The sequence below is a fragment of the Pseudomonas sp. PS1(2021) genome, from assembly GCF_020405165.1.
GTDB lineage: Bacteria > Pseudomonadota > Gammaproteobacteria > Pseudomonadales > Pseudomonadaceae > Pseudomonas > Pseudomonas aeruginosa.
This window is the reverse complement of the sequence record NZ_CP084484.1, coordinates 7,130,419-7,156,953: the sequence shown is the minus strand read 5'-3', so window position 1 is coordinate 7,156,953 and position 26,535 is coordinate 7,130,419. Positions and strand designations below refer to the sequence as shown.

Genomic DNA, 26,535 nt, shown 5'->3' with positions numbered 1-26,535 from the left:
CGGCGTGCTAAGGTGGCCCGTCCCGAGGACCCTGCTGAGGAGAGCAATGCGTAACCCCGAACGATCCGCCCTGCTGAAGGTGAGCGGGCTGCTGGGCAGCACCGTCGTCGCCATGGGGCTTGGCCTCTCCAGCGCGTGCGCGCAGAAGAATCCGACAGTCGAATACAACCAGCCTGCCGCTCCCCAGCAGACCAAGGCGCCCTTCTCCGGCGCCGGCCCGGCCGCCTCGGTGCCCGCTGGCGCGCCGAACGAGGCCCAGCCTGGGCAAAGCTTCGAACAGTGGCGCGACGCCTTCCGTCAACAGGCGCTGGCCGGTGGAATCGATGCGCAGACCTTCGATCGCGCCTTCGCCGGCGTCCAGCCCGATCCCGCCGTGGTCGAAGCAGACCGCAGCCAGCCGGAATTCACCCGACCGGTATGGAAGTACCTGGAAGGCGCCCTCGATCCGCTGCGCGTTCGCCAGGGCCAGGCGCGCCTGGCGCAGCATGCGCGCATCCTCGGCGAAGTCGACGCGCGCTATGCGGTGGATGCGGATGCGGTGGTGGCGATCTGGGGCATGGAGAGCAACTACGGTTCGCACATGGGCAACAAGAACGTGATCCGCTCCCTGGCGACCCTCGCCTATGAAGGACGCCGCCCGGAATTCGCCCACGCCCAGTTGCTCGCCGCCCTGAAGATTCTCCAGCACGGCGACGTTCCGGCCTCCTTCATGATCGGCTCCTGGGCCGGCGCCATGGGCCAGACCCAGTTCATCCCGACCACCTACAACCAGTATGCCGTGGACTTCGACGGCGACGGCAAGCGTGACATCTGGGGCTCGCCCGGCGACGCCCTGGCCTCCACCGCCAACTACCTGAAAGCCTCCGGCTGGATCGCCGGACAACCCTGGGGTTTCGAAGTCCGCCTGCCGGCAGGCTTCGACTATTCCCTGGCGGAACTCACCATCCGCAAGCCCCTGGGCGAATGGCAAGGGATGGGCGTACAAGGCGTCAACGGCGGCCCCCTGCCCTCCGGACTCTCCGGCGAACAGGCCTCGCTGCTGCTGCCGGCCGGGCACCGCGGCCCGGCCTTCCTGGTGCTGCACAACTTCCGCGCCATCCTCAAGTACAACAACTCCAGCGCCTACGCCCTGGCCGTCGGCCTGCTCGCCGACAGCTTCAAGGGCGGCGGCCGGATAGTCGGCGCCTGGCCGCTGGAGGATGTTCCGCTGAGCCGCTCGCAGCGCATCGAGCTGCAACGGCAACTGGCCGCCCGCGGACACGATCCGGGCGCGGTGGATGGCATCATCGGCGCCAATACGCGCAAGGCGATCCGCGCCTGCCAGCAGGAGTTCGGCTGGCCGGCGGACGGCTATCCGACCCCGGCGCTGCTCGACCGCCTGCGGACGCCATAGGGCCACCGGCGGAGCTTACGACCCTACGTCCGCCGCGACCGCTCGCGGCACACCGGTTCGTAGGGCGGATAACGCCATGGGCGTTATCCGCCGCTGCGGTGTCCAGGACCTAGTCATCCGCGCAGAACCGCAGGATAGCGTCCGCCACCTGGGCGGCCGCCTCGCGCTGCGGAAAATGGCCGACGCTCTCCAGCACCAGCCGCTGGTAGCGCCCGCTGAAGTAGTGCTCGCGTCCGCGGGAGCCGTCGGGGTGGGTGCAGGCATCCGCGCCGCCGTGCAGCACCAGGGTCGGCAGCGCCAGGCGCGGTGCCGGGAGCAAGCGCTGTTCCGCCGCCCCGTAGCGCGGCTCCCCGCGACGAAGCCCCAGCGATGCCGGTAATAGTGCAGCACCACGGCCACCCAGTCCGGCCCGGAGAAGGCCTGGGCGGCCTCCTGGAAATCGCGCTCGGCATACCATCCCGGCGGCGACCAGGTGTCCCACATCTGCCGGGCGAACGCCTCGCCCTCCTCGCGCAGCGCGCGCTCTCCGCGTGGCGTAGCCATGAACCACTGGTACCAGAAGCTACGGGCCTGCGGCAGGGAAAGAACTTGCTGCGGATCGTTGCTGGCGTACCCCACCGAGAGCATCACCAGGTGCGAGGCGCCGCCCTCGCGCAGTCCGCAGGCACTAGCCACCGCGCGAGCCCCCCAGTCATGGCCGACCAGCAGGGGACGTTGCAATGCCAGGCTGTCGATGAATGCCAGCAGATCGCAAGCCAGAGCCGCCAGTTGCCCGCTGCGCGGAGTAGACGCATCGCGGAAGCGGGTCGGGGCGAATCCCCGGAGGGCTGGTGCCAGCACCCGATAGCCGGCGTCCGCCAGGGACTCCGCCAGGTCTTTCCAGGTATGCGGGCTGTCCGGCCAACCGTGCAACAAGACGGCGCTGCGCGCCCCCTGCGGATTCCACTCCAGGTAGGCGATATCCAGGACATCGGCGGAAACGAAGGCATAGCGGCTCATCGGACCTCTCCAAGAGAAAGAAGGGACATCCTAGGACGCTTGCCAAGGGTGATTCATGAATAGTTAGCGTCTACTATTCATGAAACGAGATGAATGGAAGACCTCATGGAGCTTGCCGTCCCCACCTCCCAATCCCTGGATATCGTGTTGTTGCGTACCTTTCTCGAAGTGGTCGACAGCGGCGGTTTCGCCCTCGCCGCGGACAATCTCGCGCTCACCCCCTCCGCAGTCAGCGGGCATATCAAGCGCCTGGAACAGACAGCCGGCGTCAGCCTGCTCAGCCGCACCACTCGCCGCCTGGAGCTGACCCAGGCGGGCGAGACGCTCTACGCCTATGCCCGCAACATCGTCGAGCTGGAGCGCGAGGCCCGCGCCAGGCTGCACGGCACGCCGATCCGCGACCGCCTGCGCATCGGCGCTTCGGAGGACTTCGCCAGCGCCTGGCTGCCACGCGTCCTGCAACGCTTTCGCCGCTGGCACCCCGAAGCATCCATCGAACTCAAGGTCGGTATCACCACCGACCTGCTCCGCCAGCAGGCCCAGGGGCGCACCGACGTGGTGTTCGGCAAGCAGTGCCGGCGGGTAGGAGACGACGGCGAACTGCTCTGGGAGGAACCGCTGGTCTGGGCCGCGGCGACCGCGATCGAGCTGCCCGCGGGCGAACCGCTGCCGCTGGCGCTGTTCCCCGAACCCTGCGTCTACCGCGAAGCGGCGATTACAGCCCTCGGCGCCGCTGCGCGTCCCTGGCGCCTGGTGTTCGAGAGCGCCAGCATGGCCGGCTGCCTGTCCGCCGCGCTGGCCGGTTTCGCCGTGACGGTGGTGGCGCGCAGCCAGATGCGCGAGGGGCTACGCGAACTGGGCCCGGAACAGGGTTTTCCGACGCTGCCGGAGGCGCGTTTCTACGCCTTCTCGCGCCAACCCAGCCTGGCGGCCGATGCACTGATCGAGGCGGTGCGGCAGCTCGGCCAGCGCAGTCGCTTCGTTACCGCACAGGGATGAGAGCAAACGGTACTCACCTACGCGCCGGCGGATAACCGCAAGCGGTTGTTCGTCCTACGTCCGAAGAGGCTTCGTGGCTGCCCAATGAAAAACGCCGCGTCCCTGTGCAGGGACGCGGCGTCGGAAGGCATTGGCGCGGCGTAGATCAGCCGATCTTGTTGCCGTGCGCCTGCTGGTCGGCATGGTAGGACGAACGCACCAGCGGGCCGGACGCGACGTTCTTGAAGCCCATCTTCTCGCCTTCCTCGGCGAACCAGGCGAAGGTGTCCGGATGCACGAAGCGCTGCACCGGCAGGTGGTTGCGCGACGGCTGCAGGTACTGGCCGAGGGTCAGCATGTCGATGTCGTGCTCGCGCATCCGCTGCATGACCTCGATGACCTCGTCGTCGGTCTCGCCCAGGCCGAGCATCAGCCCGGACTTGGTCGGTACGTGCGGAACCATCTGCTTGAACTTCTGCAGCAGGTCCAGCGACCACTCGAAGTCCGAGCCCGGCCGCGAGGAGCGGTACAGGCGCGGTACCGTCTCCAGGTTATGGTTGAACACGTCCGGCGGCTCGTTGGCGGTGATCTCCAGGGCGATGTCCATGCGACCGCGATAGTCGGGCACCAGGGTTTCCAGCTGGATCCCCGGCGACAGCTTGCGGATCTCGCGCAGGCAGTCGGCGAAGTGCTGGGCGCCGCCGTCGCGCAGGTCGTCGCGGTCCACCGAGGTGATCACCACGTACTTCAGCCGCAGGTCGGCGATGGCGATGGCCAGGTTGGTCGGCTCGTCGACGTCCAGCGGCTTCGGCCGGCCATGACCGACGTCGCAGAACGGGCAGCGTCGGGTGCAGATATCGCCCATGATCATGAAGGTCGCGGTGCCGCCGGAGAAGCACTCGCCCAGGTTCGGGCAGGACGCCTCTTCGCAGACGCTGTGCAGCTTGTGCTTGCGCAGCAGTTGCTTGATGCGGTCGACCTCGGGGGAAACCGGGATGCGCACGCGGATCCAGTCGGGTTTCTTCGGCAGTTCCTCGGTGGGAATGATCTTCACCGGAATCCGCGCGACCTTTTCCGCGCCGCGCAGCTTCACGCCGACTTCCACCTTGCCCGGCTTGGCTTCTCCGGACTTCTCCACAACAGTGCTCATGTCAGTTCGATCCCGCCCGTAAGGGTCTTCTGTTCAGCGTAGCCAAGGCGTGAGACGAGCTCAGCGCGCAATCGGGTACACACCTCGGCAAAATCCACCGGCCCAACCAGGTCGCGCAGTTGGGTCATGGGCATCCCGGCGTAGCCGCAGGGATTGATTCGTTGGAACGGTCGCAGGTCCATGTCCAGGTTCAGCGCCAGGCCATGGAAGGAACAGCCGTTGCGGATGCGCAGGCCGAGGGAGGCGATCTTCGCCCCGTCGACGTAGACACCCGGCGCGTCCGGCTTGGCCACGGCCTGCACGTCATAGGACGCCAGCAGGCCGATCAGGCTCTGCTCGATCCGGCTGACCAGCTCGCGCACGCCCAGTCCCAGGCGGCGGACATCGAGCAGCAGGTAGGTGACCAACTGGCCGGGGCCGTGGTAGGTCACCTGGCCGCCGCGATCTACCTGGATCACCGGGATGTCGCCGGGGAACAGCACATGCTCCGCCTTGCCGGCCTGCCCCTGGGTGAAGACCGCAGGGTGCTGCAACAGCCAGGCTTCGTCCATTACCGATTTGTCGCGTTCGGCAACGAAGCGCTGCATGGCATGCCAGGTCGGTTCGTAGGGAACCTCGCCGAGCTCACGGAAGCCCAGCTCGAGTCCCATCAGAGCACCATGTGCACGCGTCCGGTCGCGCGCAGGTCGTTATGGATGGCTTGCAGTTGGTCGACATCGGTGGCGGTGATCAGCACCTGCACCGAGAGGAATCGCCCCTTGCTGCTGTCACGGACCACCAGGGTCTCGACGTCGAGATCCGGCGCGTGGCGCTGGATGATTTCCACGACCAGGTCGGAGAAACCTTCGCCGGCGTCGCCGATCACCTTGATCGGATAACGCTCGCAGGGGAATTCGATTTTCGGGGGTTGAACGTCAGGGGTATCGGTCATGGCGGCGGCGGACCCGTGGTCCGCGGGGACGGGCGCCCGCTGGCCTCGTGAGCGGGCGGGCGCCGGTCGGTCAGTTGAACAAACCGTAGAAGAACAGGCGGATGCTATCCCACAGGCGGCGGAAGAAACCACCCTCCTCGACGGCGTTGAGGGCGACCAGGTCGGCGCTGCGGATGACCTTGTCGTCCAGCTTCACTTCCACCTTGCCGATCACCTGGCCCTGCTGGATCGGCGCCATCAGTTGCGGCTCCAGGACCATGCTGGCCTGCAGCTTCTGCATCTGGCCGCGCGGCAGGGTCATGGTCAGGTCTTCGGCGAGGCCGGCTTTCACTTCATGCTCGGAACCCTTCCAGACCAGGCCCTTGGTCAGCTCGGTGCCCTTCTTGTAGAAGTTGCGGCTTTCGAAGAAGCGGAAGCCATAGGTCAGCAGCTTCTGGGTCTCGGCGGCGCGGGCCTGCTCGCTGTTGGTGCCGAACACCACGGCGATCATGCGCTGGCCGTCGCGTACCGCGGAAGCCACCAGGCAGTAGCCGGCTTCGTCGGTGTGGCCGGTCTTCAGGCCGTCGACGGTCTTGTCGCGCCACAGCAGCAGGTTGCGGTTCGGCTGCTTGATGTTGTTCCAGAGGAATTCCTTCTGCGCGTAGATCGCGTAGTGGCTCGGCTCGCCGTAGATGATCGCGCGGGCCAGCACCGCCATGTCGCGGGCGGAGGAATAGTGGTCCGGGTTGGGCAGGCCGGTGGCGTCCATGAAGTGGGAGTTGGTCAGGCCCAGCTTCTGCGCGGTGGTGTTCATCATGTCGGCGAAGGCGTCTTCGCTGCCGGCGATATGCTCGGCCAGGGCGACGCTGGCGTCGTTGCCGGACTGGATGATGATGCCATGCAGCAGGTCGCTCACCGAGACCTGGCTGCCGACCTTGATGAACATCCGCGAACCGCCGGTGCGCCAGGCATGTTCGCTGACGGTGACCAGGTCGTTCTCGCCGATGCGGCCGGCCTCGATCTCCTTGGTGGCGATGTAGGCGGTCATCAGTTTGGTCAGGCTGGCCGGCGGCAGGCGCTGGTCGCCGTTGTTCTCGACCAGAACCTGGCCGCTCTCGCCGTCCATCAGGACGTACGACTTGGCGGCCAGTTGCGGCGGCGCCGGAACCATGGATTCAGCAGCCCAGCCAGCCGTAGGGGCGATGAACAGGACAAGCAGTGACAAGCGTTTCGCGATAGTGGTGATGTTCATCCGTCTCTCTGGTTCTACCAATGGTCAAACAATCCCTTGCGGGAATTCCCTGCGTGAGTAGGCGCTCAGTCGGGGCGTACCAGCGTCGGCTGGCCAAGGTTGGCCACGCGGATGCTGTCCTGGGTGCGGCTAACCTCGTCCGCCGAACCGATCGGTCCCAGCCGCACCCGGTGCAGAATCTGCTGGTTGCGCACGACCGAGCTGATAAACACCGGCGCAGCCGTCACGCCGCTCAGCTTGGCCTTCAGCAGCTCCGCCGCATCCGGGTTGGCGAAGGCGCCCACCTGGAGATACAGGCCATCGGCTGGTAATGAAGCGTTTTTTTTTGAGTCGATCTGCACCGGCAGCACGGCGGCCGCGTGCTGCGCCGGCGGCGGAGTGTAGGTCTCGATCGGCTGGGCCATCGCCACCGCCTGCGTCTGCGCCGCGGCGGGAGCGGCCTGGGCCACCGCCTGCTTGGGCTGCGCCAGGACCATCGGTGCCGGCCGGCCGCGCTGGGCCCACCACTGCACCGGGTCGATGCCTTCGACCTTGACCCGCGCGGTGCCGGTCTCGGCATAACCGAGCTTCTTCGCCGCGGCGAAGGACAGGTCGATGACCCGGTCGGAATAGAACGGGCCGCGGTCGTTGACGCGGACGATCACGCTCTTGCCGTTGTCCAGGTTGGTCACCCGCACATAGCTCGGCAACGGCAGGGTCTTGTGCGCGGCGGTCATGCCGTAGAGGTCGTAGGTCTCGCCGTTGGCGGTGGCCTGGCCGTGGAACTTGGTGCCGTACCAGGACGCGGTGCCGACCATCCGGTAGGCCCGCGCATCGTTCATCGGGTAGTAGGTCTTGCCCAGCACGGTGTAGGGGTTGGCCTTCACCGAACCGTTGTGCGGCATCGGTACCGCATCGGGGATCCGCGACACGTCGACGTCCCACCAGGGGGCGCCGTCGCGATGCGGACGGGAATAGTCGCCCGGCCCGGAAATGCCCGCCTGCCTGGCCGGCTGCTGGGGCGCCTTGCTGGAGCAACTGCTCAACAGCACGGCCGCCAGCCCGAGGCCGCAGACGGCGGGCAGGATCAGGGAGGAGCGGACACGCTTGCTCAATGGGCACCTCGCGCGCGGGCAATCTCGCCCGCCAGCTGATAAACCGCCATGGCATACATGGCGCTGCGATTATAGCGGGTGATCACGTAGAAGTTCGGCAAACCGACCCAATACTCGATGCCCTTGTCGCCGACGAAACGCATCGCCGTGACCTTCTGGTCGTCGCGCAGCGCATCGTGGGTGCGCCAGCCGCGGGCACGCAGCTCGCCCAGGCTCATGGTCGGGTCGACGCCCCTGGTCACCGCGCTCTCGGCGCTCTCGTCGTTGATCTCGGCCACCGAGACCACCGGCTCGCCGGTGACCCAGCCGTGCTGCTTGAAGTAGCTGGCGACGCTACCGATGGCGTCGGTCGGGTCGCTCCAGATATTGATGTGGCCATCGCCGTCGAAGTCCACCGCGTAGGCGCGGAAGCTGCTCGGCATGAATTGTGGCAGGCCCATGGCGCCGGCGTAGGAGCCGGTCAGGCTGAGCGGGTCGACCTGCTGTTCGCGGGCGAGCAGGAGGAACTCGCGCAACTCCTTGCGGAAGAAGTCGGCCCGCGGCGGGTAGTCGAAGCCGAGGGTGGACAGCGCGTCCATCACCCGGTAGCTGCCGGTGTTGCGGCCGAAGAAGGTTTCCACGCCGATGATCGAGACGATGATCTCGGCCGGCACGCCGTATTCCTTCTCCGCCCGCGCCAGGTCTTCGGCATGCTTGTTCCAGAAGTCGACGCCACGACTGATGCGCGCGTCGCTGATGAAGATCGGCCGGTATTCCTTCCACTGCTTGACCCGCTCGGCCGGGCGCGAGATCGCATCGAGGATCGACTGCTTGCGGTTCACGTCGCGGAACAGCCCCATCAGCTGCTCTCCGGCGAAGCCGTAGTCGCGGGTCATTTCGCTGACGAACTCGGCCACTTGCGGCGAGCCGTCGTAGTCCCCCGCCTGGGCCGCCCCGGACAGGCCAATGACGCCGGCTACGCCGACCCATTGGACGCCCCTGGCCGCCCATGTACGCAGTACTTGCATTGCGTTCTTCACTCTTGGTCTCAAACCTGGGCGATCCACTTCCGATGGGTATGGATCGACATCAGAACCCCGAACCCTGACAACAGGGTAACCAGCGAAGTTCCGCCATAACTAATGAAAGGCAGCGGTACCCCCACCACCGGCAACAACCCGCTCACCATACCGATATTCACGAAGACATAAACGAAAAACGTCATGGTGATGCCACCGGCCAGCAGTTTGCCGTAGAGCGTCTGCGCCTGGGCGGTGATCACCAGGCCACGACTGATCAGCAGCAGGTAGAGCACCAGCAGCAGGCAGACGCCGACCAGGCCGAACTCCTCGCCGAGGACCGCAATGATAAAGTCGGTGTGGCTTTCCGGCAAAAAATCCAGGTGCGACTGGGTGCCCAGCAGCCAGCCCTTGCCGAATACCCCGCCGGAACCGATGGCCGCCTTAGACTGGATGATGTTCCAGCCGGTGCCCAGCGGGTCGCTTTCCGGGTCGAGGAAGGTCAGCACCCGCTGTTTCTGGTAGTCGTGCATGATGAAGAACCACATCGCCACGGCGATCGGCACCGCCGCCGACACCGCGCCGACGATCCAGCGCCAGCGCAGGCCGCCGACGAACAGCACGAAGCCGCCGGAAGCGAGGATCAGCATGGCGGTGCCGAGGTCGGGTTGTTTCAGGATCAGCACGAACGGGGTGATGATGATCGCCAGGCTGATCACCATGTGCTTGAGCCCCGGCGGCAGGTTGCGCTTGGACAGGTACCAGGCCACCGTCATCGGCATCAGCAGCTTCATGAACTCCGAGGGCTGGAAGCGGATCACCCCGGGGATGTTGATCCAGCGCGTCGCCCCCTTGGCGTCGTGGCCGATCACGTCGACCACCACCAGCAGCGCGACCCCCACCAGGTAGCCCAGCGGCACCCAGCGGGCCATGAAGCGCGGCTCGATCTGGGCGATCACCACCATCATGCCCAGTCCCAGGCCGAACGAGGTGGCCTGCTTCATCAGCATGTCCCAGCTCTTGCCGCTCGCCGAATAGAGGACGAACAGGCCGGTGGCGCCGAGGATCAGCAACAGCAGCAGGAGAATCCCGTCGATGTGCAGGCGCTGCAGCAGGCTGGCGCGCCGGCGCATCACGTCTTCGTTGGACAGGGTGCGGTCGAAGTTACTGTTCAAGGGCGGGCGCCTCCGGCTCGGCTGCCGTGGGTTCGGGCTTGGCCACCGCCGCCGCGAGCGGCGCGACGGGTTCCGCGTATTCGGCCTTGAGCTTGCCGTGCTCGTCGAGCAGCCAGGCGTCCATCACCTGCTTGACCACCGGGGCGGCGACGCCGGAGCCGGACTCGCCGTTCTCCACCATCACCGCCACCGCGATCTGCGGGTTGTTGGCCGGCGCGAAGCCGACGAACAGGGCGTGGTCGCGGTGCCGCTCGAGCAGCTTGGAGCGGTCGTAGCGCTCGTTCTGCTTGATCGCCACCACCTGGGCGGTACCGCTCTTGCCGGCGATCAGGTAGGCCGAGGTGGCGCCGACCTTGCGCGCCGTGCCGCGGGCGCCATGCACCACCTGCTGCATGCCGTAGTCGACGCGGTCCCAGTTGGCCGGGTCGCGCAGCACGATGTCGGGCATCGGGTCGGGGTCGACCGGCGGCTGGCCGTCGATGGTCTTGGCCAGGTGCGGGCGGATCCAGTGGCCCTTGTTGGCCAGCAGCGCGGTCATCTGCGCCAGTTGGATCGGCGTCGCCTGCATGTAGCCCTGGCCGATGCCGAGGATCAGGGTCTCGCCCGGGTACCAGACCTGGCGGCGGGTCTTGCGCTTCCATTCGCGCGAGGGCATCAGCCCGTCGGCTTCGCCGAACATGTCCAGGGCGACTTTCTGGCCGAAACCGAAGCGACTCATGAAGGCGTGCAGGCGGTCGATCCCCAGCTTGTGCGCGAGGTCGTAGAAATAGGTGTCGTTGGACCGGTAGATCGCCGACTCCAGGCTCACCCAGCCATCGCCGTAGCGGTTCCAGTTACGGTACTTGTGGTCGTAGTTGGGCAACTGGTAGTAGCCGGGGTCGAAGACCCGCGAGGTCGGCGTGACCACCCCGGCGTCGAGGCCGGCCAGCGCCACCGCCGGCTTCACCGTCGAGCCCGGCGGATAGAGCCCGCGCAGGACGCGGTTGTACAGCGGCCGGTCGATGGAGTCACGCAGCTCGGCATAGGCCTTGAAGCTGATGCCGGTGACGAACAGGTTAGGGTCGTAGCTCGGCTGGCTGACCATCGCCAGCACGTCGCCGGTGGACGGCTGGATCGCCACGATGGCGCCCCGCCGCCCGGCCAGGGCGTTCTCGGCGGCCTCCTGCAGGCGGCTGTCGATGCTCAGGACGATGTCCTTGCCGGGAATCGGGTCGGTGCGCTTGAGCACCCGCAGCACCCGCCCGCGGGCGTTGGTCTCGACTTCCTCGTAGCCAACCGTGCCGTGCAACTCGCTCTCGTAGAAGCGCTCGATGCCGGTCTTGCCGATATGGTGGGTGCCGCTGTAGTTGATCGGGTCGAGGTTCTTCAGTTCCTGCTCGTTGATCCGCCCGACGTACCCGACCGAATGGGCAAAGTGCTCCTTCAGCGGGTAGTGGCGGACGAACTGGGTCGCCACGTCGACGCCCGGCAGGCGGAACTGGTTCACCGCGATGCGGGCGATCTGTTCCTCGTTGAGTTCGAACATGATGGGAACCGGCTCGAACGGACGCCGCCCCTGCTTCATGCGCTTCTCGAAGATGGCCCGGTCGTCCTCGGTCAGGCCGAGGATCTCCACCAGCGTGTCGAGGGTCTTCTGCAGGTCCTCGGTGCGTTCGCGGGTGATGGTCAGGCTGAAGCTCGGCCGGTTGTCGGCGATGATCACGCCGTTGCGGTCGAAGATGATCCCGCGGGTCGGCGGGATCGGCTGCACATGGACCCGGTTGTTCTCCGACAGCGTCGAATGGTACTCGTACTGGGTCACCTGCAGGTGGTACATGCGCGCCACCAGCACCAGGGTCAGCAAGACCACCGCCACCGCCCCGACGATGACGCGCCGACGCACCAGGCGGGCGTCTTTCTCGTGGTCTTTCAGGTGGATCGGCTGCGGCATCGGGACTGGGGACTATTTGTGGTAGGGGTGCCCGGACAATACGGTCCAGGCCCGGTAGATCTGCTCGCCGACCAGGATCCGCACCAACGGGTGCGGCAGCGTCAACGGCGACAGCGACCAGCGCTGCTCGCTGCGCGCGCAGACCTCCGGCGCCAGCCCTTCCGGGCCGCCGACCATGAGATTCACGGTGCGTGCGTCGAGACGCCAGCGATCCAGTTCGCGAGCCAGTTGCTCGGTGCTCCAGGGCCGACCTTCGACCTCCAGGGTCACCACCCGTTCCCCCGGCTGCACGCGCGCCAGCATGGCCTCGCCTTCCTGACGGATCAGGCGCGCCACGTCGGCGTTCTTGCCGCGGGTGTTGAGCGGGATCTCCACCAGTTCGAGGGACAGCTCGGCCGGCAGGCGCTTGACGTACTCCTGCCAACCTTCCTCGACCCAGCGAGGCATGCGCGAGCCAACCGCGATCAGGCGCAACCGCATGCCGGCGTCACTCTTCCGGCTGGTGCTGGGCGCGGCTCTGCTCGGCGCCCTGCCACAGGCGCTCCAGGTCGTAGAACTGGCGGGTCGCCGGGAGCATCACGTGGACCACCACGTCGCCCAGGTCGAGCAGCGCCCATTCGCCGGACTCCAGGCCTTCGCTGCCCAGGGGCTTGACGCCGTTTTCTTTGGCCTTGGTCAGGACGTTGTCGGCCAGCGACTTGACCTGGCGGCTGGAACTGCCGCAGGCGATCACCATGTAGTCGGTGACGCTGGTCTTGTCCCGCACATCGAGGGTCACGATGTCCTGGGCCTTGAGGTCTTCCAGGGCATCGATGGCCACTTGGACGAGTTGTTCGGTTTGCATTGAGTCGGTCTCTGTTTCTTTATCAGTGTGGCGCACGATACAGGTGGTGCGCCTCGATGTAGTTCAATACCGCGTCCGGCACCAGGAAACGCACGGAGCGCCCGGCACCCAGCAGCGCGCGGATCTGGGTGGCGGACACCGCCAGCGGCGTCTGCCAGACGAAGGTGATCTGTCCGCCCGGCCCTTTCAGGGCCTGCGGGTCGGCCACGCTCCGCGCCGCCAGCAGGTCGCGCAGCGACTCCGGCGGCTCGCTGTCGGCATCCGGACGCTGCAACACGACGATGTGGCAGTGATCCAGCAACGCCTCCCAGCGGTGCCACGTCGGCAAGCCGCAGAAGGCATCCCAGCCGATCAGCATGAACAACTGGTCGTCGGCCGCCAGCTCCGCCCGCACCGACTCCAGGGTGTCGATGGTGTAGGACGGCTTGTCGCGCTGCAGTTCGCGGGGATCGACCGTCAATCGCTCGACTCCCGCCACCGCCCGCTCGACCATCGCCAACCGCTGCGCGGCCGACACCTGCGGGGTTTCCCGGTGCGGCGGCCGCGCATTGGGCAGCAGGCGCAGTTCGTCGAGGGCGAACTGCTCGGCCATTTCCACGGCGCTGCGCATATGTCCGATATGCACGGGGTCGAAAGTGCCGCCGAACAGGCCGATACGTTTGCCCATCAGGTGCGCACGTGACCGTCGCCGAAGACGACGTACTTCTCGCTGGTCAGGCCTTCCAGGCCGACCGGGCCGCGGGCGTGCAGCTTGTCGGTGGAAATCCCGATCTCGGCGCCGAGGCCGTACTCGAAGCCGTCGGCGAAGCGGGTCGAGGCGTTGACCATCACCGAAGCGGAATCCACTTCGGCGAGGAAACGCCGCGCATCGCTGAAGTTCTCGGTAATGATCGCGTCGGTGTGCTGCGAGCCGTAGGTGTTGATGTGCTCGATCGCCGCGTCCAGCCCGTCGACGATGCGGATCGACAGGATCGGCGCGTTGTACTCGGTACGCCAGTCCTCCTCGGTAGCCTCCAGCACGTCTGCGCCGAGCAGCGCACGGGTCGCGGCGTCGCCGCGCAGTTCCACGCCCTTCTCGCGGTAGATCGTGGCCAGGGGCGGCAGCGCCCGCTCGGCGATACCGGCATGCACCAGCAGCGTCTCCATGGTGTTGCACGGCGCGTAGCGCTGGGTCTTGGCGTTGTCGGCGACGCGAATCGCCTTGTCCAGGTCGGCGGCGACATCGATGTAGACGTGGCAGATGCCGTCCAGGTGCTTGATCACCGGCACCTTGGCCTCGCGGCTGATGCGCTCGATCAGGCCCTTGCCGCCGCGCGGGACAATCACGTCGACGTATTCGGGCATGCTGATCAGCGCGCCGACCGCGGCGCGGTCGGTGGTTTCCACCACCTGCACGGCGGCGGCCGGCAGGCCGGCCTCGGCCAGGCCCTGCTGGATGCAGCGGGCGATCGCCTGGTTGGAGTGGATCGCCTCGGAGCCGCCGCGCAGGATGGTCGCGTTGCCGGACTTCAGGCACAGGCTGGCGGCGTCGATGGTCACGTTCGGCCGCGACTCGTAGATGATCCCGACCACGCCCAGCGGCACGCGCATCTTGCCGATCTGGATGCCCGAGGGCACGTAGCGCATGTCGCGGATCTCGCCGATCGGGTCGGGCAGCGTGGCGACCTGGCGCAGGCCCTCGATCATGTCGTCGATGCGCGCCGGGGTCAGCGCCAGGCGGTCCAGCATCGCCGGCTCCAGGCCATTGGCGCGGCCGGCGGCGAGGTCCTGCTCGTTGGCGTGGGACAACTCCGCGCGGGCGGCGTCCAGCGCATCGGCCGCGGCCAGCAGGGCGCGGTTCTTCTGCGCGGTGGCGGCGCGCGCGAGCAACCGCGAGGCGGCGCGGGCATCGCGGCCCAGGCGGCTCATATAGTCGAGGACGGACTCGGTCATGGTCTCGGCATCTGGCGTCAGGGAAATGCGCGATTATAGCGAGCCAGCCCCGGCGCGCCCAGCCGCAACAGCCGGTCGGTAGACAGTGCGTTCCGCGGCCCCCGGCGGTAACGCGGCGGCCCCGCTGCGCCTGGGCCTGTGCGCGAGACGGTGACACCCGGGCGCAGGCGCCGGCCGAAGGATAGGTAAACAAAATTGCTACCTCTGTTTACCTTCGAAGCGAGCCTGGCCACTGCCACCCACCGGCACCCGCTCGGCAGAACAACAATAACGACGCACACACCGCGGGGCCTCGCCATGCGCTACCGTACCGACTACAGCGCGCAGTCGCTAAGCAGCGAACCGGATATCCTCTTCCTAGACGGCTGGCAACTGCGCTACCAGGCCTTCGCCGCCCGCGCCGACGACCCGCGCCCGCCGGTGCTCCTGCTGGGCGGCGCCTTCCAGAGCTTCCGCTCGTTCACCGGCGAGGTCAGCGAACTGCTCGCCGAGCACCCGGTGATCCTGCTCGACCTGCCGAGCCAGGGCGGCAACCTGCAACTGGCGGCGGAACTGAGCCTGGAAGACCTCGCCGACCTGATCGCGGCCTTCGCCGAACAGCTCGGCCTGCCGCCGTTGATGCCCATCGGCCTGTCCTACGGCTCGGCCCTGGCCGCGCTGTTCGCCGCCCGCCATCCGCGCCGCTGCGCGCGCCTGCTACTGGCCGGCATCACCGCATTCGGCCGCCCCGGTGCGCGGCTGCTGCTGGAAGAAGCCCTGGCCCGGCTCGACGAGGGCGACCAGAGTGCCTTCGCCCACGGCGTACTGACCGGCCTGATCAACCCGCTACAGCTGGAACGTACCGGCGTCTCCCCGGTATTTCGCAAGGCCATGCTGCGCCAGTTGCAACGCCTGACCGCGGCGGAGATCGAACGCTACCGGCAGAATAGCCGGCGCCTGCTGGCCTTCGGCGGCTTCGAGCGGCACCCGACCTGCCCGACCCTGGTGCTCGCCGGCGAGTACGACCATTTCACCCAGCCCTGGGAACATGCGGTGTTCGCCCATGCCTGCGGGAACGCCGAGTTCGCCCTGATCCACGACGCCGACCATCTTGCCCAGTTCGAACGACGCGAGGCCTGCGCCCGGCTCTACGGCCCGTTCCTGCGCGGCGAGGCACTGCCGGAGCGCGCCGAGGGCAGCACGCGGATCCCGCGCACGCGCCTGCTCGGCCTGGAGCGACGCTTCGAGGTCCGCCATCGGCCAGCCCAGGGGCACGCTCGGCTGGAACATCCGCAGCTCGGCGTCTATGCGGCGGAACTGGTGGAACTCGGCTATTTCGGCGGGCGGCTGCACGCCGAGCTGCCCGAATCCCGCCCGCAACGCGGCTGGCGGTTGTGCTGCGACGGCCTGGCGGACTTGGACATCCTGCCCCTGCGCTCGACCGCCGGCGGCTTCGCCTTCATCTTCCCGCACTCCGATCCGGCGGCCAGCGCCGGACTGGCCGACCTCCTCGCCGCCTGGGAGCGAGCGGAGGTCGCCTGAGAGGCGGCTATGCCGTGCGGCTTTCGATCACCCGCACCAGGCTCGGCAGGCGTCCCTGCGGCAAGCCCAGGGCGGCGCCTTCGCGCTGCGGGTCGAGCACCAGGGTGGAGGCGAAGCCGCAGCGGGCGAAGGCCGCCTCGATTTCCGCGGCATTGCGGTAATGCAACGGATAGCTTCCCCGCGTCAGCCGCCCGATGATCCCCACTCCCCAGCGGATCTGCCGGTAGCGCGGGTGCTCGCGGAGATCGGGATAGAGGTCGGTCAGGTAGGTGCCCTGGGGGAAGCGTTTAAGTTCGGTCGCCAGGCGACTCCAGAAGGCCTCGATCACCGGGCGCTGGAAATAGTTCACCAACCCCTCGGTGATCACCACCAGCGGGCGCTCGCGATCGAGCCCGGCGAACAGCGCGGCAAGGCTGCGCTCGCCGTCCTCGGCGAGGATATCCACAGCCGCCACCGCGTGCTCCGGGCCCAGCCAACCCTGCTCGCGGAGCAACGCCGCTTTGCGCGCGGCCATCGGCGGCAGGTCGGCCTCCAGGTAGCGCAACTGTGGATAGCGTTGCCGGAAGCGTCGCCCACGCGGCGAGAGCCCGCAGGCCATTTCCACCACCTGGACCACTCCCTCGCGTTCGACGGCCTGGGTCAGGCGCGCGTCGATCATGAGGTGTCTTTGTAACAGGAAATCCTCGATGTTCAGTCCGAAACCGAGCTGCGCGCCCCAGTTGATCGGCGCGACGAAGCCGTGTACCCAGCGGCCGAAGACGGTGGCGAAGGCCGGTTCGGCGAGTCGATGGCGGAACCAGACGTACCCGGTGTAATGGGCGCTGGGCGTGATGTGGGCACTGTCGACACGCTCTCGTTCAACCATGATTCAGGCTCTTGTTGTTATCATTCGCCAGCCTATGACTGCCATGGTCCCAGCGACAATCCCATGTCCCGCGATCCCATCCTTAGTTTGCCCTGGCCCGACGCCCGGCCACTCCCCGACACCTTCTTCGACCGCGATGCGTTGCTGGTCGCCCGCGAGCTGCTGGGCAAGGTGATCCGCCATCGCCAGGGCAATCTCTGGCTGGCGGCGCGAATCATCGAGACCGAGGCCTACTACCTGGAGGAGAAAGGCAGCCATGCCTCGCTCGGCTACACCGAGAAGCGCAAGGCACTGTTCCTCGACGGCGGGCACATCTATATGTATTACGCGCGCGGCGGCGACTCGCTGAACTTCAGCACCGGCGGGCCGGGCAATGCGGTGCTGATCAAGTCCGGCCATCCCTGGCTGGATCGCATCAGCGACCACACGGCGCTGGAGCGGATGCAGAGCCTGAACCCGGACAGCCAGGGCCGGCCCCGCGAGATCGGCCGCCTGTGCGCCGGCCAGACCCTGCTGTGCAAGGCCATGGGGCTGAAGGTGCCGGAGTGGGACGCACAGCGCTTCGACCCGCAGCGACTGTTCGTCGACGATGTCGGCGAGCGCCCCAGCCAGGTGATCCAGGCCGCTCGGCTGGGCATTCCGAAGGGGCGCGACGAACACCTGCCGTACCGTTTCGTCGATGCCACCTTCGCCGCCTTCTGCACCCGCAACCCACTGCGCCGCGGCCAGGTCGCCGGGCGCGACTATCATCTACTCGGACATCAGGACCCGCACCTGCAATGAGTCTCGACAGCTTCAACGCCTGGATGGCCGCCAACCCCGAGTGGCTGGGGCTGGCCATCTTCCTCATCGCCTTCCTCGAATGCGCGGCCATCGTCGGTATCGTCCTCCCCGGCGTGGTGCTGCTGTTCGGCGTCGCGGTGATCGCCGGCAGCGGCGCCCTCGGCCTCGGCGAAACCCTGCTGCTGGCCTACGCCGGCGGGGTGCTGGGCGACCTCAGCTCGTACTGGATCGGCCGCCGCTTCCACCAGAACATCCGCCGCCTGCCCGGCCTGCGCAGCCATCCGCAGTGGATCACCGCCGCCGAGGTGTACTTCGAACGCTACGGTATCGCCAGCCTGCTGGTCGGCCGCTTCATCGGCGCCCTGCGACCGATGCTGCCGATGGTCGCCGGCATGCTCGACATGCCGTTCGGCCGTTTTCTCGGCGTTTCGCTGATCGCCGCCGCCGGCTGGGCGGTCGCCTACCTGTTGCCCGGCTGGGCCACCGGCGCAGCCCTGCGCCTGCCGTTGCCGGAAGGCTTCTGGAGCGAAGCCGGGATCGTCGCGGCCTGCCTGGCGGTGCTGGTCGGCGTGGTAGTCCAGGCCAGCCTGCGGCGCAAACGCTGGGCAACCGCTGTGGCGGCCGCGCTGAGCCTGGTCCTGCTGCTGGCGATGACCGTCGCCTGGCCGTACCTCCAGGACCTCGACCAGGGCCTGATGACGCTGGTCCAGGAGCATCGCAACGCCGACCTGAACCCGGTGATGGTGGTGGTCACCCGGCTCGGCGATTTCCGCACCCAGTTCATCGCCGGCGCGCTGCTCGGCGGTATCCTCCTGCTGACCCGGCAATGGCGTCCGGCCATCTTCGCCATCGGCACCCTGGTGGGTACCGCCCTGGCCAACCAGACCCTGAAGACCCTGTTCGCCCGCGCCCGCCCGGAAGTGCTGGCCGAACCGCTGAGCAGCTTCAGCTTCCCCAGCGGACACAGCTCGGCGTCCTTCGCCTTCTTCCTCACCCTGGGAGTCCTCGCCAGCCGCCAGCAACCGCCGCGCTGGCGCCTGACCTGGGTACTGCTGGCGGTGATCCCGTCGCTGAGCATCGCCCTGTCGCGGGTCTACCTTGGCGTGCACTGGCCGTCGGACATCGTCGCCGGCGCCCTGCTCGCCACTACGGTCTGCGCCGCCAGCCTGTGGCTGAGCCAGCGCCGCGAGTCGCTGCCGGCGCTGCCGCAACGGGTCTGGTGGCTGCTGTTGCCGGTCTGCGTGGCGACCCTGGCGATCGCCGCCGGCTGGGCCCTGCCGGAAGCCATTGCGCGCTACCGGCCGCTGTGAGGGTTGGCGCTCAGTCGATACCCAACTCGCCCTGCAGGTGCTCCAGCAGCACCTGGATCCGCGCCAGTTGCATCTGCGCGTCGGGCAGGGCGAGCAGTTCGAGCTTGCGTTCGGTATCGAACGGCAGCAGGTAGGCCAACTGGTTGGCCAGGTCCTGCTGGCCGCCGGGCTCGCCGCCCATCTCCAGCGCGGCCACCATCGGATGCTCGGCCAGCACGCTGAGCAACGCGGCGAGATCGTTGTGTTCGTAGGTCAGGGGTTGCTCCGGCAGGTCTTCGAACCACTCGATCTCGCCAACGCTGAGCTGGTCGGCCTGGACCTCCACCGACAGCACCTGGAAACGCCGACCGCCCTCCACGCGGATGCCCAGCAGGCCGTTCGGGCGCTGCTGCCAGTCGCGGACCGAGGCCTCGCAGCCGACCATCGCCAGGCGGCTCGGCGCTTCGCCGACCTCCCGCCCTTCGCCGATGGTCACCACGCCGAAACCGGTGCCCTGCTTCATGCAGCGGCTGATCATGTCCAGGTAGCGCGCCTCGAAGATCTGCAGGTCCAGGCGGCAACCGGGGAACAGCACGGCGTTGAGGGGAAACAACGGCAACTTCATCGCGACTCCTCGGGCATCGTCAGGCAACCAGCGCTACCGCCAACGGTAGCAGCACTGCGGTGGCAACGCCCATCAGGCTCATCGCCAGGGCGGCGAAGGCACCACACTCCTCGCCTTCCTGCAAGGCCCGCGAAGTGCCCACCGCGTGGGCCGTCATGCCCAGCGCCATGCCCTGCGCGGCGGGGTGCCGGACGCCGATGGCGCGCAGCAGCTCCGGCCCGAGGATCGCCCCGAGCACCCCGGTGATCAGTACGAACACGGCGGCCAGCGCCGCCACGCCGCCGATCTGGCTGGCCACCAGCATGGCGATCGGCGAGGTCACCGACTTCGGCGCCATGCTCATCAGCATCCGCGGCTCGGCACCGAACAGCCAGCCGAATGCGATGCCCAGCACCGTCGCCAACGTACCGGCGACCACCAGGGTCAGCAGGGTCGGCCAGAACAATTGGCGGATACGCCGCAGGTTGAGGAACAGCGGCACCGCCAGGGCCACCGTGGCGGGGCCGAGGAGAATGGTCAGGACCTTGGCGCTGGCACTGTATTCGTCGTAGTCGATGCCGCAAAGCAGCAGCACGCCGATCACCACCAGCATCGATACCAGCACCGGCTGCAGGAACACCCAGCGGGTCCGTTCATAGGCGGCCAGGGCCAACTGGTAGGCGCCCAGGGTCACGCCGACGCCGAACAGCGGATGGTGGATCACCGCCTCGAGGGCGGCCTGCCAGGCCATCAGGACTCCTCCCGGCGACGTTGCTGGCGATCGATGAGCTTCTGCATCATCCAGCCGGCGAACAGGAACGACAGCACCAGCGACAGTACCAGCGCGCCGACGATGGCCCAGAAGTCGGCGGCGATCTCCCGCGCATAGGCCATCACCCCGACCGCCGCCGGCACCAGCAGCAGCGGCAGGTAGCGCAGCAACGAGCCGGCCGCCTCGTTGACCGGCTTGCCGACCTCGCCACGCGCCAGGAAATAACCGAACAGCAGCACCAGGCCGATGATCGGACCGGGCAGCATGGGCAACAACAGAACGTTCAGACCTGTGCCGAGCAACTGGAACAGCACCAGCCAGGTCAGACCACGAAGCAACATGGGCACCTCCAGCAAGGGCCGACCATTATGCCCAGCCCGCCGGGACATTGGCACGCTCCTCGCCTATCCATCAGTCGCAGTCGCGGCACCGCATGACGCGATATTCGCCAGGCCGATGGTTTCTTGACCCGGTCGCCAACGCGTGCTGATCTTCCTGCACCATGAGAACAACAGCCATCCTCCCGGAGGACTTATGCCATTCGTACCCGTAGCAGCGCTCAAGGACTATGTCGGCAAGGATCTCGGCCATTCCGAATGGCTCACCATCGACCAGGAGCGGGTCGACCAGTTCGCCGAATGCACCGGCGACCACCAGTTCATCCACGTCGATCCGGAGAAGGCGGCGAAGACGCCCTTCGGCGGCACCATCGCCCACGGTTTCCTGTCCCTGTCGCTGATCCCGAAGCTGATGGAAGGCCTGCTGGTGCTTCCCGAAGGACTGAAGATGGCGGTCAACTACGGCCTCGATACGGTGCGCTTCATCCAGCCGGTGCGGGTCGGCTCGCGGGTCCGCCTGGGCCTGACCCTACTCGACGTCAACGAGAAGAATCCCGGCCAGTGGCTGATCAAGGCGCGCGCCACCCTGGAGATCGAAGGCCAGGAGAAACCCGCCTACATCGCCGAGACCCTCAGCCTCTGCTTCGTCTGAGCCCGCCCCAGCGAGCGCTGCCGTTCGCTTGACGGCCAGGCGCCTTCGCGCCCCTCTCCCCCTTCCAAAAGCCCCCGCTCGCGGGGGCGCTCTGGGCCGGCAGGGAAATACCCTACTGCCAGGCAACGATTTTTCCGCCACACTGTCTCCCCTCCACCCTCGGACCGAACCACTCATCGGGAACGCCGCATGCTTCGCCCCGCCAGGTCTCTCTCGCTCTGCTCCGCCCTGGTCATCCTGCTCGCCGCCTGTGGCGAGGGCGAACCGCTGCTCCCGGCCGATGCGCGCCTGCCGGACGGCGCGCGCTATCGCGGCGAGCTGGTGGACGGGCGCCTGGAAGGCCAGGGCCGGCTGGACTACGACAACGGCGCCTGGTACGCCGGCCGCTTCGAGCATGGCCTGCTGCACGGCCATGGCACCTGGCAGGGCGCCGACGGCAGCCGCTACAGCGGTGGCTTCGCGGCCGGCCTGTTCGACGGTCAGGGACGCCTGGCGATGGCCGATGGCAGCGTCTACCAGGGCGGTTTCCGCCAGGGCCTGTTCGATGGCGAAGGCAGCCTGGAACAACAGGGCACTCGCTACCGCGGCGGTTTCCGCAAGGGCCTGTACAGCGGCCAGGGCACGCTGGACGGCAGCGATGGCAGCCGCTACCAGGGCAGCTTCCGCCAGGGCCGCCTGGAAGGCGAAGGCAGCTTCAGCGACAGCCAGGGCAACCAGTACGCCGGTACCTTCCGCGACGGGCAACTGAACGGCAAGGGGCGCTGGAGCGGGCCCGATGGCGACCGCTACGTCGGCCAGTTCAAGGACAACCAGTTCCATGGCCAGGGGCGCTACGAAAGCGCCAGCGGCGATGTCTGGATCGGCCGCTTCAGCGAAGGCGCGCTGAACGGCCCCGGCGAGCTTCTCGGCGCCGACGGCAGCCGCTACCGCGGCGGTTTCCAGTTCTGGCGCTTCCATGGCCAGGGCCTGCTCGAACAACTGGACGGCACCCGCTACGAAGGCGGCTTCGCCGCCGGCGCCTATGCCGGCCAAGGCACCCTGGACCGCGCCGACGGCAGCCGTGAGCAGGGACTCTGGGCCGACGGCAAGCGCATCCGCGACGCCGCCGGCAAGGCCCTGCCCGACACTCTGGAAATCGGCCTGTTGGCCCAGGGTCGCCTGCTCGACGAAGAACTGCGCAAGATCCCGGCCTCGACGCCGGCCAGCGAACTCTATGCCCTGAGCCTGGGCGGCGATGGCCGCCAGGGCGTGTTCCTGCGCGAGGCCGATTACGCCGGCGACCTGCTCGGCCAGCGTTTCGCCGCTCGTGGCGTGATTCGCCTGGTCAACCACCGCGACCACTTCGGCGACCGCCCGCTGGCTAGCCGGGAAAGCCTGTCCCGCGCCGTGCGCACCCTGGCCGAACGCAGCGGGCCGGAAGACCTGGTCTTCATCTACCTGACCAGCCACGGCTCCAGCGACCACCAGTTGGCCCTGGACATGCCCGGCCTGAACCTCGGCGACCTGCCGGCCGCGGAACTGGCCGAACTGCTCGCGCCGCTGCGCCAGCGCGACAAGGTGCTGGTGGTATCGGCCTGCTACAGCGGGGGCTTCATCCCGCCGCTGAAAGACGAACGTACCCTGATCCTGACCGCCGCGCGTGCCGACCGGGTCTCGTTCGGCTGTTCCGACGACGCCGACTTCACCTATTTCGGCCGCGCCTTGCTGGCCAATGCGCTGAACCGCACCGACGATCTGTCCAAAGCGTTCGAACTGGCGAAAGAGGAAGTGCGTCAAAGGGAGAAGGAGGAAGGTTTCGAAGCTTCGGAACCGCAAGCCTGGTTACCGGAACGCGTGCTCGCGCACTGGCGGACGCTGCGGGGGCAGCAAGCCGAGCGCGCGCTCGCGTCCCGGGAAGGAAAAACCGGCGAGGGCGCGGCGGGCAAATAGATACGCCGCGCACTACGCTCATTGGTGTGGAAGGGGAGAAACACACATGCACTCGACGCCCAAGCGCGTTCTGCTCGCCGGCGCGACCGGTCTTACCGGCGAGCACCTGTTGGATCGGATATTGAGCGAGCCGACCCTGGCCAAGGTCATCGCCCCTGCCCGCAAGGCGCTGGCCGAGCATCCGCGGCTGGACAACCCGGTCGGCCCGCTGGCCGAGCTGCTGCCGCAACTCGACGGCAGCATCGATACCGCCTTCTGCTGCCTCGGCACCACGATCAAGGAAGCCGGCTCGGAGGAGGCCTTCCGCGCGGTCGATTTCGACCTGCCGCTGGCGGTGGGCAAGCGCGCGCTGGAGATGGGCGCCCGGCATTACCTGGTGGTCAGCGCCCTGGGCGCCGACGCCAAGTCGTCGATCTTCTACAACCGGGTCAAGGGCGAACTGGAGCAGGCCCTGCAGGAACAGGGCTGGCCACAACTGACCATCGCCCGGCCATCGCTGCTGTTCGGCCCGCGCGAGGAATTCCGCCTGGCCGAGATCCTCGCTGCGCCGATCGCCCGCATCCTTCCCGGCAAGTACCACGGCATCGAGGCCTGCGACCTGGCCCGCGCGCTCTGGCGCCTGGCGCTGGAGGAAGGCAAGGGCGTGCGCTTCGTCGAGTCCGACGAACTGCGCAAGCTGGGGAAATGAGCCTGGGGCGGGTCCCGCCCTACATGCCGCCGCTGACGCCGAGGTTGAGGCCGATGGCGGTGGCCAGCGAGAACGGCAGCAACAGGGTGTCCAGCAGCGCGCTGCCCGGCAGGTCGAGCCCCGGATGGGCCGGCGCCTCCGCGCCGAAGCGTTCCATGGGGCAGCAGCCGCCGTGCAGGCTGTACCAATCCAGCCGGGTGCCGGCGTAGACCACCGGCGCCCCTGGCTTGGCCGCATCCAGGGTGCGCACGGTGGCGCAACCGCCCAACTGCACCGCCAGGACCAGCAGCAGCACCCTACTCGTCGCTGACAAGGTGCTGTTCCCCCCAGCGCGGCAGCATGTCCTGGGGAATCCCCAGGGTGTTGAGGATTCGCGCGACGACGAAGTCCACCAGGTCCTCCACCGATTGCGGCTGGTGGTAGAAGCCCGGCGCCGCCGGCAGGATCACCGCGCCGAGGTTGGACAGCTTGAGCATGTTTTCCAGGTGGATACTGGAGAACGGCGCCTCGCGCGGCACCAGCACCAGCGGCCGGCGCTCCTTCAGGGCGACATCGGCGGCGCGCTCGATGAGGTTGTTGCAGGCCCCCGTGGCGACCGCCGACAGGGTGCCGGTGGAACAAGGGCAGATCACCATGGCATTGGGCGCGCTGGAGCCGGAGGCCGGCGGCGCCATCCAGTCGTTCTGGCCGAACACGCGGATCTGTCCGGCGGCGGCACCGCAATATTCGGTGAGGAAGGCCTGCATCGCCTGCGGCTTGGCCGGCAAGGCCACGTCGGTCTCGGTGGCCATCACCAGTTGCGCGGCCTTGGAGATCAGGAAGTGCACCTCGCGCTCTTCCTGCACCAGGCAATCGAGCAAGCGCAGGCCGTACTGGGCGCCGGAGGCGCCGGTCATCGCCAGGGTAATGCGTTCCGGACCGCTCATCGCGCCCCTCACTCGGCCAGCGCCGCGGCCAGCTTGCCGTGCAAGCCGCCGAAGCCGCCGTTGCTCATGATCACCACTTGCGCGCCGGGCCTGGCCTGCTGGCGCACCTGCTCGATGATCGCCTCCAGGGTATCGCAGACCTGCGACGGTATCGCGCATTGCGCGGCGGTGGCGGCCAGGTCCCAGCCCAGGTTCGGCGGCGCGTACCAGAGCACCTGGTCGGCCTGGCGCACGCTGTCCGGCAGGCCGTCGCGATGAGCGCCGAGCTTCATCGAGTTGGAACGCGGCTCGACGATGGCGATCACCTGGGTATCGGCGCCAACCTGCTTGCGCAGGCCGTCGAGGGTGGTGGCGATGGCGGTCGGATGGTGGGCGAAGTCGTCGTAGAGGGTCACGCCCCGGACCTCCGCGACCTTCTCCATGCGCCGCTTGACGTTGCGGAACTCGCTGAGTGCCGCCGCGCCCTGGCTGGGCACCACGCCGACATGGCGCGCCGCCGCCAGGCTGGCGAGGGCGTTGGCGACGTTGTGCAGGCCGGTCAGCGGCCAGTCCACCTCGCCCTGGACGATGCCGTCGAACAGCACCTCGAAGCGCGAGCCGTCCTCGGCGAGCAGGCGCGCCTGCCACTGGCCGCCTTCGCCGGTGGTCTGCACCGGGGTCCAGCAGCCCATCCCGAGTACGCGCTCCAGGGCTTTCTCGGCGCTCGGGCGAATGATCAGGCCCTCGCCCGGCACGGTGCGCACCAGATGGTGGAACTGCCGCTCGATGGCCGCGAGGTCGGGGAAGATATCCGCGTGGTCGAATTCCAGGTTGTTCAGGATCGCCGTGCGCGGGCGGTAATGGACGAACTTCGAGCGCTTGTCGAAGAAGGCGCTGTCGTACTCGTCGGCCTCGACCACGAAGAACGGCGTACCGCCCAGGCGCGCCGAAACCCCGAAGTTCTGCGGCACCCCGCCGATCAGGAAGCCCGGGCTCATACCGGCGTGCTCCAGGACCCAGGCGAGCATGCTGGTGGTGGTGGTCTTGCCGTGGGTACCGGCCACCGCCAGCACCCAGCGTCCTTGCAGCACGTGGTCGGCCAGCCACTGCGGGCCGGAAACGTAGGGCAGGCCCTTGTTCAGGACATGCTCCACCGCCGGATTGCCGCGCGACAGGGCGTTGCCGATCACTACCAGGTCCGGCGCCGGCTCCAGGTGGGCCGGATCGTAGCCCTGCATCAACTCGATGCCCTGGGCTTGCAGCTGGGTGCTCATGGGGGGGTAGACGTTGGCGTCGGAACCGGTCACCCGGTGGCCCAGTTCCTTGGCCAGCACGGCCAGCGAGCCCATGAAGGTCCCGCAGATGCCGAGTACGTGGATGTGCATGCAGACTCCTGCAGATCAAGCCGTCGAAGGCGCTGTGAATGGGCGGCAGATTAGCACAGCGGAGGCGCCGGCCGCCCGGCGTCGCGGCATCAGACGACGCGGCGTCGGCGGGGTTCCCACCGGCCTCGCGGCGGCCCGCCTGGAGCCGT

At 67.8% G+C, this 26,535-nt stretch carries 27 protein-coding genes and 1 pseudogene; 8 read left to right on the top strand and 20 right to left on the bottom strand.

Annotated features, from left to right (window positions below; genetic code table 11):
• Positions 1-46: 46 nt before the first annotated feature.
• Positions 47-1,393, top strand: coding sequence for a lytic murein transglycosylase (locus tag LE197_RS33915; protein WP_003100318.1), 1,347 nt, complete (start codon positions 47-49; stop codon positions 1,391-1,393).
• Positions 1,394-1,502: 109 nt separating this feature from the next.
• Here LE197_RS33915 and LE197_RS33910 read toward each other — a convergent pair.
• A pseudogene (locus LE197_RS33910) lies at positions 1,503-2,392 on the bottom strand (alpha/beta fold hydrolase).
• A 105-nt stretch (positions 2,393-2,497) separates the two neighbouring features.
• Between LE197_RS33910 and LE197_RS33905 the strand changes: the two are divergent.
• A complete protein-coding gene (locus LE197_RS33905; RefSeq protein WP_003119197.1) occupies positions 2,498-3,391 on the top strand; it encodes a LysR family transcriptional regulator in 894 nt (297 codons plus the stop codon).
• A 145-nt stretch (positions 3,392-3,536) separates the two neighbouring features.
• On the opposite strand, the gene lipA is transcribed toward LE197_RS33905, so the two are convergent.
• The 12 genes from lipA to LE197_RS33845 all read right to left on the bottom strand — a co-directional run bounded on the left by lipA (position 3,537) and on the right by LE197_RS33845 (position 14,655).
• Positions 3,537-4,520 (bottom strand): lipoyl synthase, encoded by a 984-nt coding sequence (lipA, locus tag LE197_RS33900; protein WP_003119196.1) that lies wholly within the window; start codon positions 4,518-4,520, stop codon positions 3,537-3,539.
• Complete coding sequence (lipB, locus tag LE197_RS33895) at positions 4,517-5,170, bottom strand: lipoyl(octanoyl) transferase LipB (protein ID WP_003093177.1); 654 nt, start codon at positions 5,168-5,170, stop codon at positions 4,517-4,519. The genes lipA and lipB overlap by 4 nt, the downstream gene beginning before the upstream one ends.
• Positions 5,170-5,451: a DUF493 domain-containing protein gene (locus LE197_RS33890; protein ID WP_003100311.1), complete on the bottom strand. Its 282-nt coding sequence runs from the start codon at positions 5,449-5,451 to the stop codon at positions 5,170-5,172. The genes lipB and LE197_RS33890 overlap by 1 nt, the downstream gene beginning before the upstream one ends.
• A 70-nt stretch (positions 5,452-5,521) precedes the next feature.
• A complete protein-coding gene (locus LE197_RS33885; protein WP_003093182.1) occupies positions 5,522-6,682 on the bottom strand; it encodes a D-alanyl-D-alanine carboxypeptidase family protein in 1,161 nt (386 codons plus the stop codon).
• A gap of 65 nt (positions 6,683-6,747) precedes the next feature.
• A complete protein-coding gene (gene rlpA / locus LE197_RS33880; protein ID WP_003100310.1) occupies positions 6,748-7,776 on the bottom strand; it encodes a septal ring lytic transglycosylase RlpA in 1,029 nt (342 codons plus the stop codon).
• Positions 7,773-8,795, bottom strand: a complete 1,023-nt coding sequence (gene mltB / locus LE197_RS33875) for a lytic murein transglycosylase B (protein WP_003132500.1) — start codon at positions 8,793-8,795, stop codon at positions 7,773-7,775. Before mltB ends, rlpA begins: the two co-directional genes overlap by 4 nt.
• 8 nt (positions 8,796-8,803) lie before the next feature.
• Positions 8,804-9,907 carry a rod shape-determining protein RodA gene (gene rodA, locus LE197_RS33870; protein ID WP_003114090.1) on the bottom strand — a complete coding sequence of 368 codons (1,104 nt, stop codon included), beginning with the start codon at positions 9,905-9,907 and terminating at the stop codon, positions 8,804-8,806.
• Between the two features lie 31 nt (positions 9,908-9,938).
• Positions 9,939-11,879, bottom strand: a complete 1,941-nt coding sequence (gene mrdA / locus LE197_RS33865; protein ID WP_003093191.1) for a penicillin-binding protein 2 — start codon at positions 11,877-11,879, stop codon at positions 9,939-9,941.
• Positions 11,880-11,891: 12 nt separating this feature from the next.
• Positions 11,892-12,359, bottom strand: coding sequence for a 23S rRNA (pseudouridine(1915)-N(3))-methyltransferase RlmH (gene rlmH / locus LE197_RS33860; RefSeq protein WP_003093193.1), 468 nt, complete (start codon positions 12,357-12,359; stop codon positions 11,892-11,894).
• A 7-nt stretch (positions 12,360-12,366) separates the two neighbouring features.
• Positions 12,367-12,723 carry a ribosome silencing factor gene (gene rsfS, locus LE197_RS33855; protein WP_003100305.1) on the bottom strand — a complete coding sequence of 119 codons (357 nt, stop codon included), beginning with the start codon at positions 12,721-12,723 and terminating at the stop codon, positions 12,367-12,369.
• 22 nt (positions 12,724-12,745) lie between these two features.
• Positions 12,746-13,390: a nicotinate-nucleotide adenylyltransferase gene (gene nadD / locus LE197_RS33850; protein ID WP_003093199.1), complete on the bottom strand. Its 645-nt coding sequence runs from the start codon at positions 13,388-13,390 to the stop codon at positions 12,746-12,748.
• The gene (locus tag LE197_RS33845) at positions 13,390-14,655 is read right to left on the bottom strand and encodes a glutamate-5-semialdehyde dehydrogenase (protein ID WP_003100303.1); all 1,266 of its coding nucleotides are present in this window, start codon (positions 14,653-14,655) and stop codon (positions 13,390-13,392) included. The genes nadD and LE197_RS33845 overlap by 1 nt, the downstream gene beginning before the upstream one ends.
• Before the next feature lie 297 nt (positions 14,656-14,952).
• Here LE197_RS33845 and LE197_RS33840 point away from each other — a divergent pair, with 297 nt between their 5' ends.
• On the top strand, positions 14,953-16,176 hold the full coding sequence (locus LE197_RS33840; protein ID WP_004365840.1) for an alpha/beta fold hydrolase: 1,224 nt from the start codon (positions 14,953-14,955) through the stop codon (positions 16,174-16,176).
• Between the two features lie 7 nt (positions 16,177-16,183).
• On the opposite strand, the gene LE197_RS33835 is transcribed toward LE197_RS33840, so the two are convergent.
• Positions 16,184-17,041 carry a class I SAM-dependent methyltransferase gene (locus tag LE197_RS33835; protein ID WP_003093206.1) on the bottom strand — a complete coding sequence of 286 codons (858 nt, stop codon included), beginning with the start codon at positions 17,039-17,041 and terminating at the stop codon, positions 16,184-16,186.
• A gap of 63 nt (positions 17,042-17,104) precedes the next feature.
• Here LE197_RS33835 and LE197_RS33830 point away from each other — a divergent pair, with 63 nt between their 5' ends.
• Both LE197_RS33830 and LE197_RS33825 read left to right on the top strand, forming a co-directional pair.
• Complete coding sequence (locus LE197_RS33830) at positions 17,105-17,824, top strand: DNA-3-methyladenine glycosylase (protein ID WP_073666595.1); 720 nt, start codon at positions 17,105-17,107, stop codon at positions 17,822-17,824.
• The gene (locus LE197_RS33825) at positions 17,821-19,134 is read left to right on the top strand and encodes a bifunctional DedA family/phosphatase PAP2 family protein (RefSeq protein WP_003100297.1); all 1,314 of its coding nucleotides are present in this window, start codon (positions 17,821-17,823) and stop codon (positions 19,132-19,134) included. The genes LE197_RS33830 and LE197_RS33825 overlap by 4 nt, the downstream gene beginning before the upstream one ends.
• 10 nt (positions 19,135-19,144) lie before the next feature.
• On the opposite strand, the gene LE197_RS33820 is transcribed toward LE197_RS33825, so the two are convergent.
• From LE197_RS33820 to LE197_RS33810, 3 genes are read right to left on the bottom strand one after another with little or no spacing between them, the layout of a single operon-like run.
• Positions 19,145-19,738 carry an LON peptidase substrate-binding domain-containing protein gene (locus LE197_RS33820; protein ID WP_003093212.1) on the bottom strand — a complete coding sequence of 198 codons (594 nt, stop codon included), beginning with the start codon at positions 19,736-19,738 and terminating at the stop codon, positions 19,145-19,147.
• Between the two features lie 19 nt (positions 19,739-19,757).
• A complete protein-coding gene (locus LE197_RS33815) occupies positions 19,758-20,468 on the bottom strand; it encodes an LrgB family protein (protein ID WP_003093214.1) in 711 nt (236 codons plus the stop codon).
• Entirely contained in the window at positions 20,468-20,830 is a 363-nt protein-coding gene (locus LE197_RS33810) for a CidA/LrgA family protein (RefSeq protein WP_003100294.1), read from the bottom strand. The genes LE197_RS33815 and LE197_RS33810 overlap by 1 nt, the downstream gene beginning before the upstream one ends.
• 193 nt (positions 20,831-21,023) lie before the next feature.
• Between LE197_RS33810 and LE197_RS33805 the strand changes: the two genes are divergently transcribed.
• From LE197_RS33805 to LE197_RS33795, 3 genes are all read left to right on the top strand, one after another.
• Positions 21,024-21,479, top strand: coding sequence for a MaoC family dehydratase (locus LE197_RS33805; protein ID WP_003093220.1), 456 nt, complete (start codon positions 21,024-21,026; stop codon positions 21,477-21,479).
• Positions 21,480-21,668: 189 nt separating this feature from the next.
• Positions 21,669-23,408 (top strand): C13 family peptidase, encoded by a 1,740-nt coding sequence (locus tag LE197_RS33800; RefSeq protein ID WP_196752404.1) that lies wholly within the window; start codon positions 21,669-21,671, stop codon positions 23,406-23,408.
• Between the two features lie 46 nt (positions 23,409-23,454).
• Positions 23,455-24,096: an oxidoreductase gene (locus LE197_RS33795; protein ID WP_003100290.1), complete on the top strand. Its 642-nt coding sequence runs from the start codon at positions 23,455-23,457 to the stop codon at positions 24,094-24,096.
• A 19-nt stretch (positions 24,097-24,115) separates the two neighbouring features.
• Here the strand turns inward: LE197_RS33795 and LE197_RS33790 are convergent, their stop codons facing one another.
• The 3 genes from LE197_RS33790 to mpl are packed head-to-tail and all read right to left on the bottom strand — an operon-like array spanning position 24,116 to position 26,386.
• Complete coding sequence (locus LE197_RS33790; protein WP_023094415.1) at positions 24,116-24,409, bottom strand: YceK/YidQ family lipoprotein; 294 nt, start codon at positions 24,407-24,409, stop codon at positions 24,116-24,118.
• A complete protein-coding gene (gene ubiX / locus LE197_RS33785; RefSeq protein ID WP_003093227.1) occupies positions 24,393-25,022 on the bottom strand; it encodes a flavin prenyltransferase UbiX in 630 nt (209 codons plus the stop codon). Before ubiX ends, LE197_RS33790 begins: the two co-directional genes overlap by 17 nt.
• Before the next feature lie 8 nt (positions 25,023-25,030).
• Positions 25,031-26,386, bottom strand: coding sequence for a UDP-N-acetylmuramate:L-alanyl-gamma-D-glutamyl-meso-diaminopimelate ligase (mpl, locus tag LE197_RS33780; RefSeq protein ID WP_003124067.1), 1,356 nt, complete (start codon positions 26,384-26,386; stop codon positions 25,031-25,033).
• Positions 26,387-26,535 lie beyond the last annotated feature (149 nt).

Coding starts and splice junctions, on each gene's coding strand:
- LE197_RS33825 (WP_003100297.1), top strand. CDS start 17,821: ATGAGTCTCGACAGCTTCAACGCCTGGATGGCCGCCAACCCCGAGTGG.
- LE197_RS33885 (WP_003093182.1), bottom strand. CDS start 6,682: ATGAACATCACCACTATCGCGAAACGCTTGTCACTGCTTGTCCTGTTC.
- ubiX (WP_003093227.1), bottom strand. CDS start 25,022: ATGAGCGGTCCGGAACGCATTACCCTGGCGATGACCGGCGCCTCCGGC.
- LE197_RS33845 (WP_003100303.1), bottom strand. CDS start 14,655: ATGACCGAGTCCGTCCTCGACTATATGAGCCGCCTGGGCCGCGATGCC.
- LE197_RS33800 (WP_196752404.1), top strand. CDS start 21,669: ATGCTTCGCCCCGCCAGGTCTCTCTCGCTCTGCTCCGCCCTGGTCATC.
- LE197_RS33905 (WP_003119197.1), top strand. CDS start 2,498: ATGGAGCTTGCCGTCCCCACCTCCCAATCCCTGGATATCGTGTTGTTG.
- lipB (WP_003093177.1), bottom strand. CDS start 5,170: ATGGGACTCGAGCTGGGCTTCCGTGAGCTCGGCGAGGTTCCCTACGAA.
- LE197_RS33810 (WP_003100294.1), bottom strand. CDS start 20,830: ATGTTGCTTCGTGGTCTGACCTGGCTGGTGCTGTTCCAGTTGCTCGGC.
- LE197_RS33820 (WP_003093212.1), bottom strand. CDS start 19,738: ATGAAGTTGCCGTTGTTTCCCCTCAACGCCGTGCTGTTCCCCGGTTGC.
- mrdA (WP_003093191.1), bottom strand. CDS start 11,879: ATGCCGCAGCCGATCCACCTGAAAGACCACGAGAAAGACGCCCGCCTG.
- LE197_RS33795 (WP_003100290.1), top strand. CDS start 23,455: ATGCACTCGACGCCCAAGCGCGTTCTGCTCGCCGGCGCGACCGGTCTT.
- LE197_RS33915 (WP_003100318.1), top strand. CDS start 47: ATGCGTAACCCCGAACGATCCGCCCTGCTGAAGGTGAGCGGGCTGCTG.
- LE197_RS33840 (WP_004365840.1), top strand. CDS start 14,953: ATGCGCTACCGTACCGACTACAGCGCGCAGTCGCTAAGCAGCGAACCG.
- rodA (WP_003114090.1), bottom strand. CDS start 9,907: ATGCGCCGGCGCGCCAGCCTGCTGCAGCGCCTGCACATCGACGGGATT.
- lipA (WP_003119196.1), bottom strand. CDS start 4,520: ATGAGCACTGTTGTGGAGAAGTCCGGAGAAGCCAAGCCGGGCAAGGTG.
- rsfS (WP_003100305.1), bottom strand. CDS start 12,723: ATGCAAACCGAACAACTCGTCCAAGTGGCCATCGATGCCCTGGAAGAC.
- mpl (WP_003124067.1), bottom strand. CDS start 26,386: ATGCACATCCACGTACTCGGCATCTGCGGGACCTTCATGGGCTCGCTG.
- LE197_RS33890 (WP_003100311.1), bottom strand. CDS start 5,451: ATGACCGATACCCCTGACGTTCAACCCCCGAAAATCGAATTCCCCTGC.
- LE197_RS33830 (WP_073666595.1), top strand. CDS start 17,105: ATGTCCCGCGATCCCATCCTTAGTTTGCCCTGGCCCGACGCCCGGCCA.
- LE197_RS33805 (WP_003093220.1), top strand. CDS start 21,024: ATGCCATTCGTACCCGTAGCAGCGCTCAAGGACTATGTCGGCAAGGAT.
- rlmH (WP_003093193.1), bottom strand. CDS start 12,359: ATGCGGTTGCGCCTGATCGCGGTTGGCTCGCGCATGCCTCGCTGGGTC.
- LE197_RS33815 (WP_003093214.1), bottom strand. CDS start 20,468: ATGGCCTGGCAGGCCGCCCTCGAGGCGGTGATCCACCATCCGCTGTTC.
- LE197_RS33835 (WP_003093206.1), bottom strand. CDS start 17,041: ATGGTTGAACGAGAGCGTGTCGACAGTGCCCACATCACGCCCAGCGCC.
- nadD (WP_003093199.1), bottom strand. CDS start 13,390: ATGGGCAAACGTATCGGCCTGTTCGGCGGCACTTTCGACCCCGTGCAT.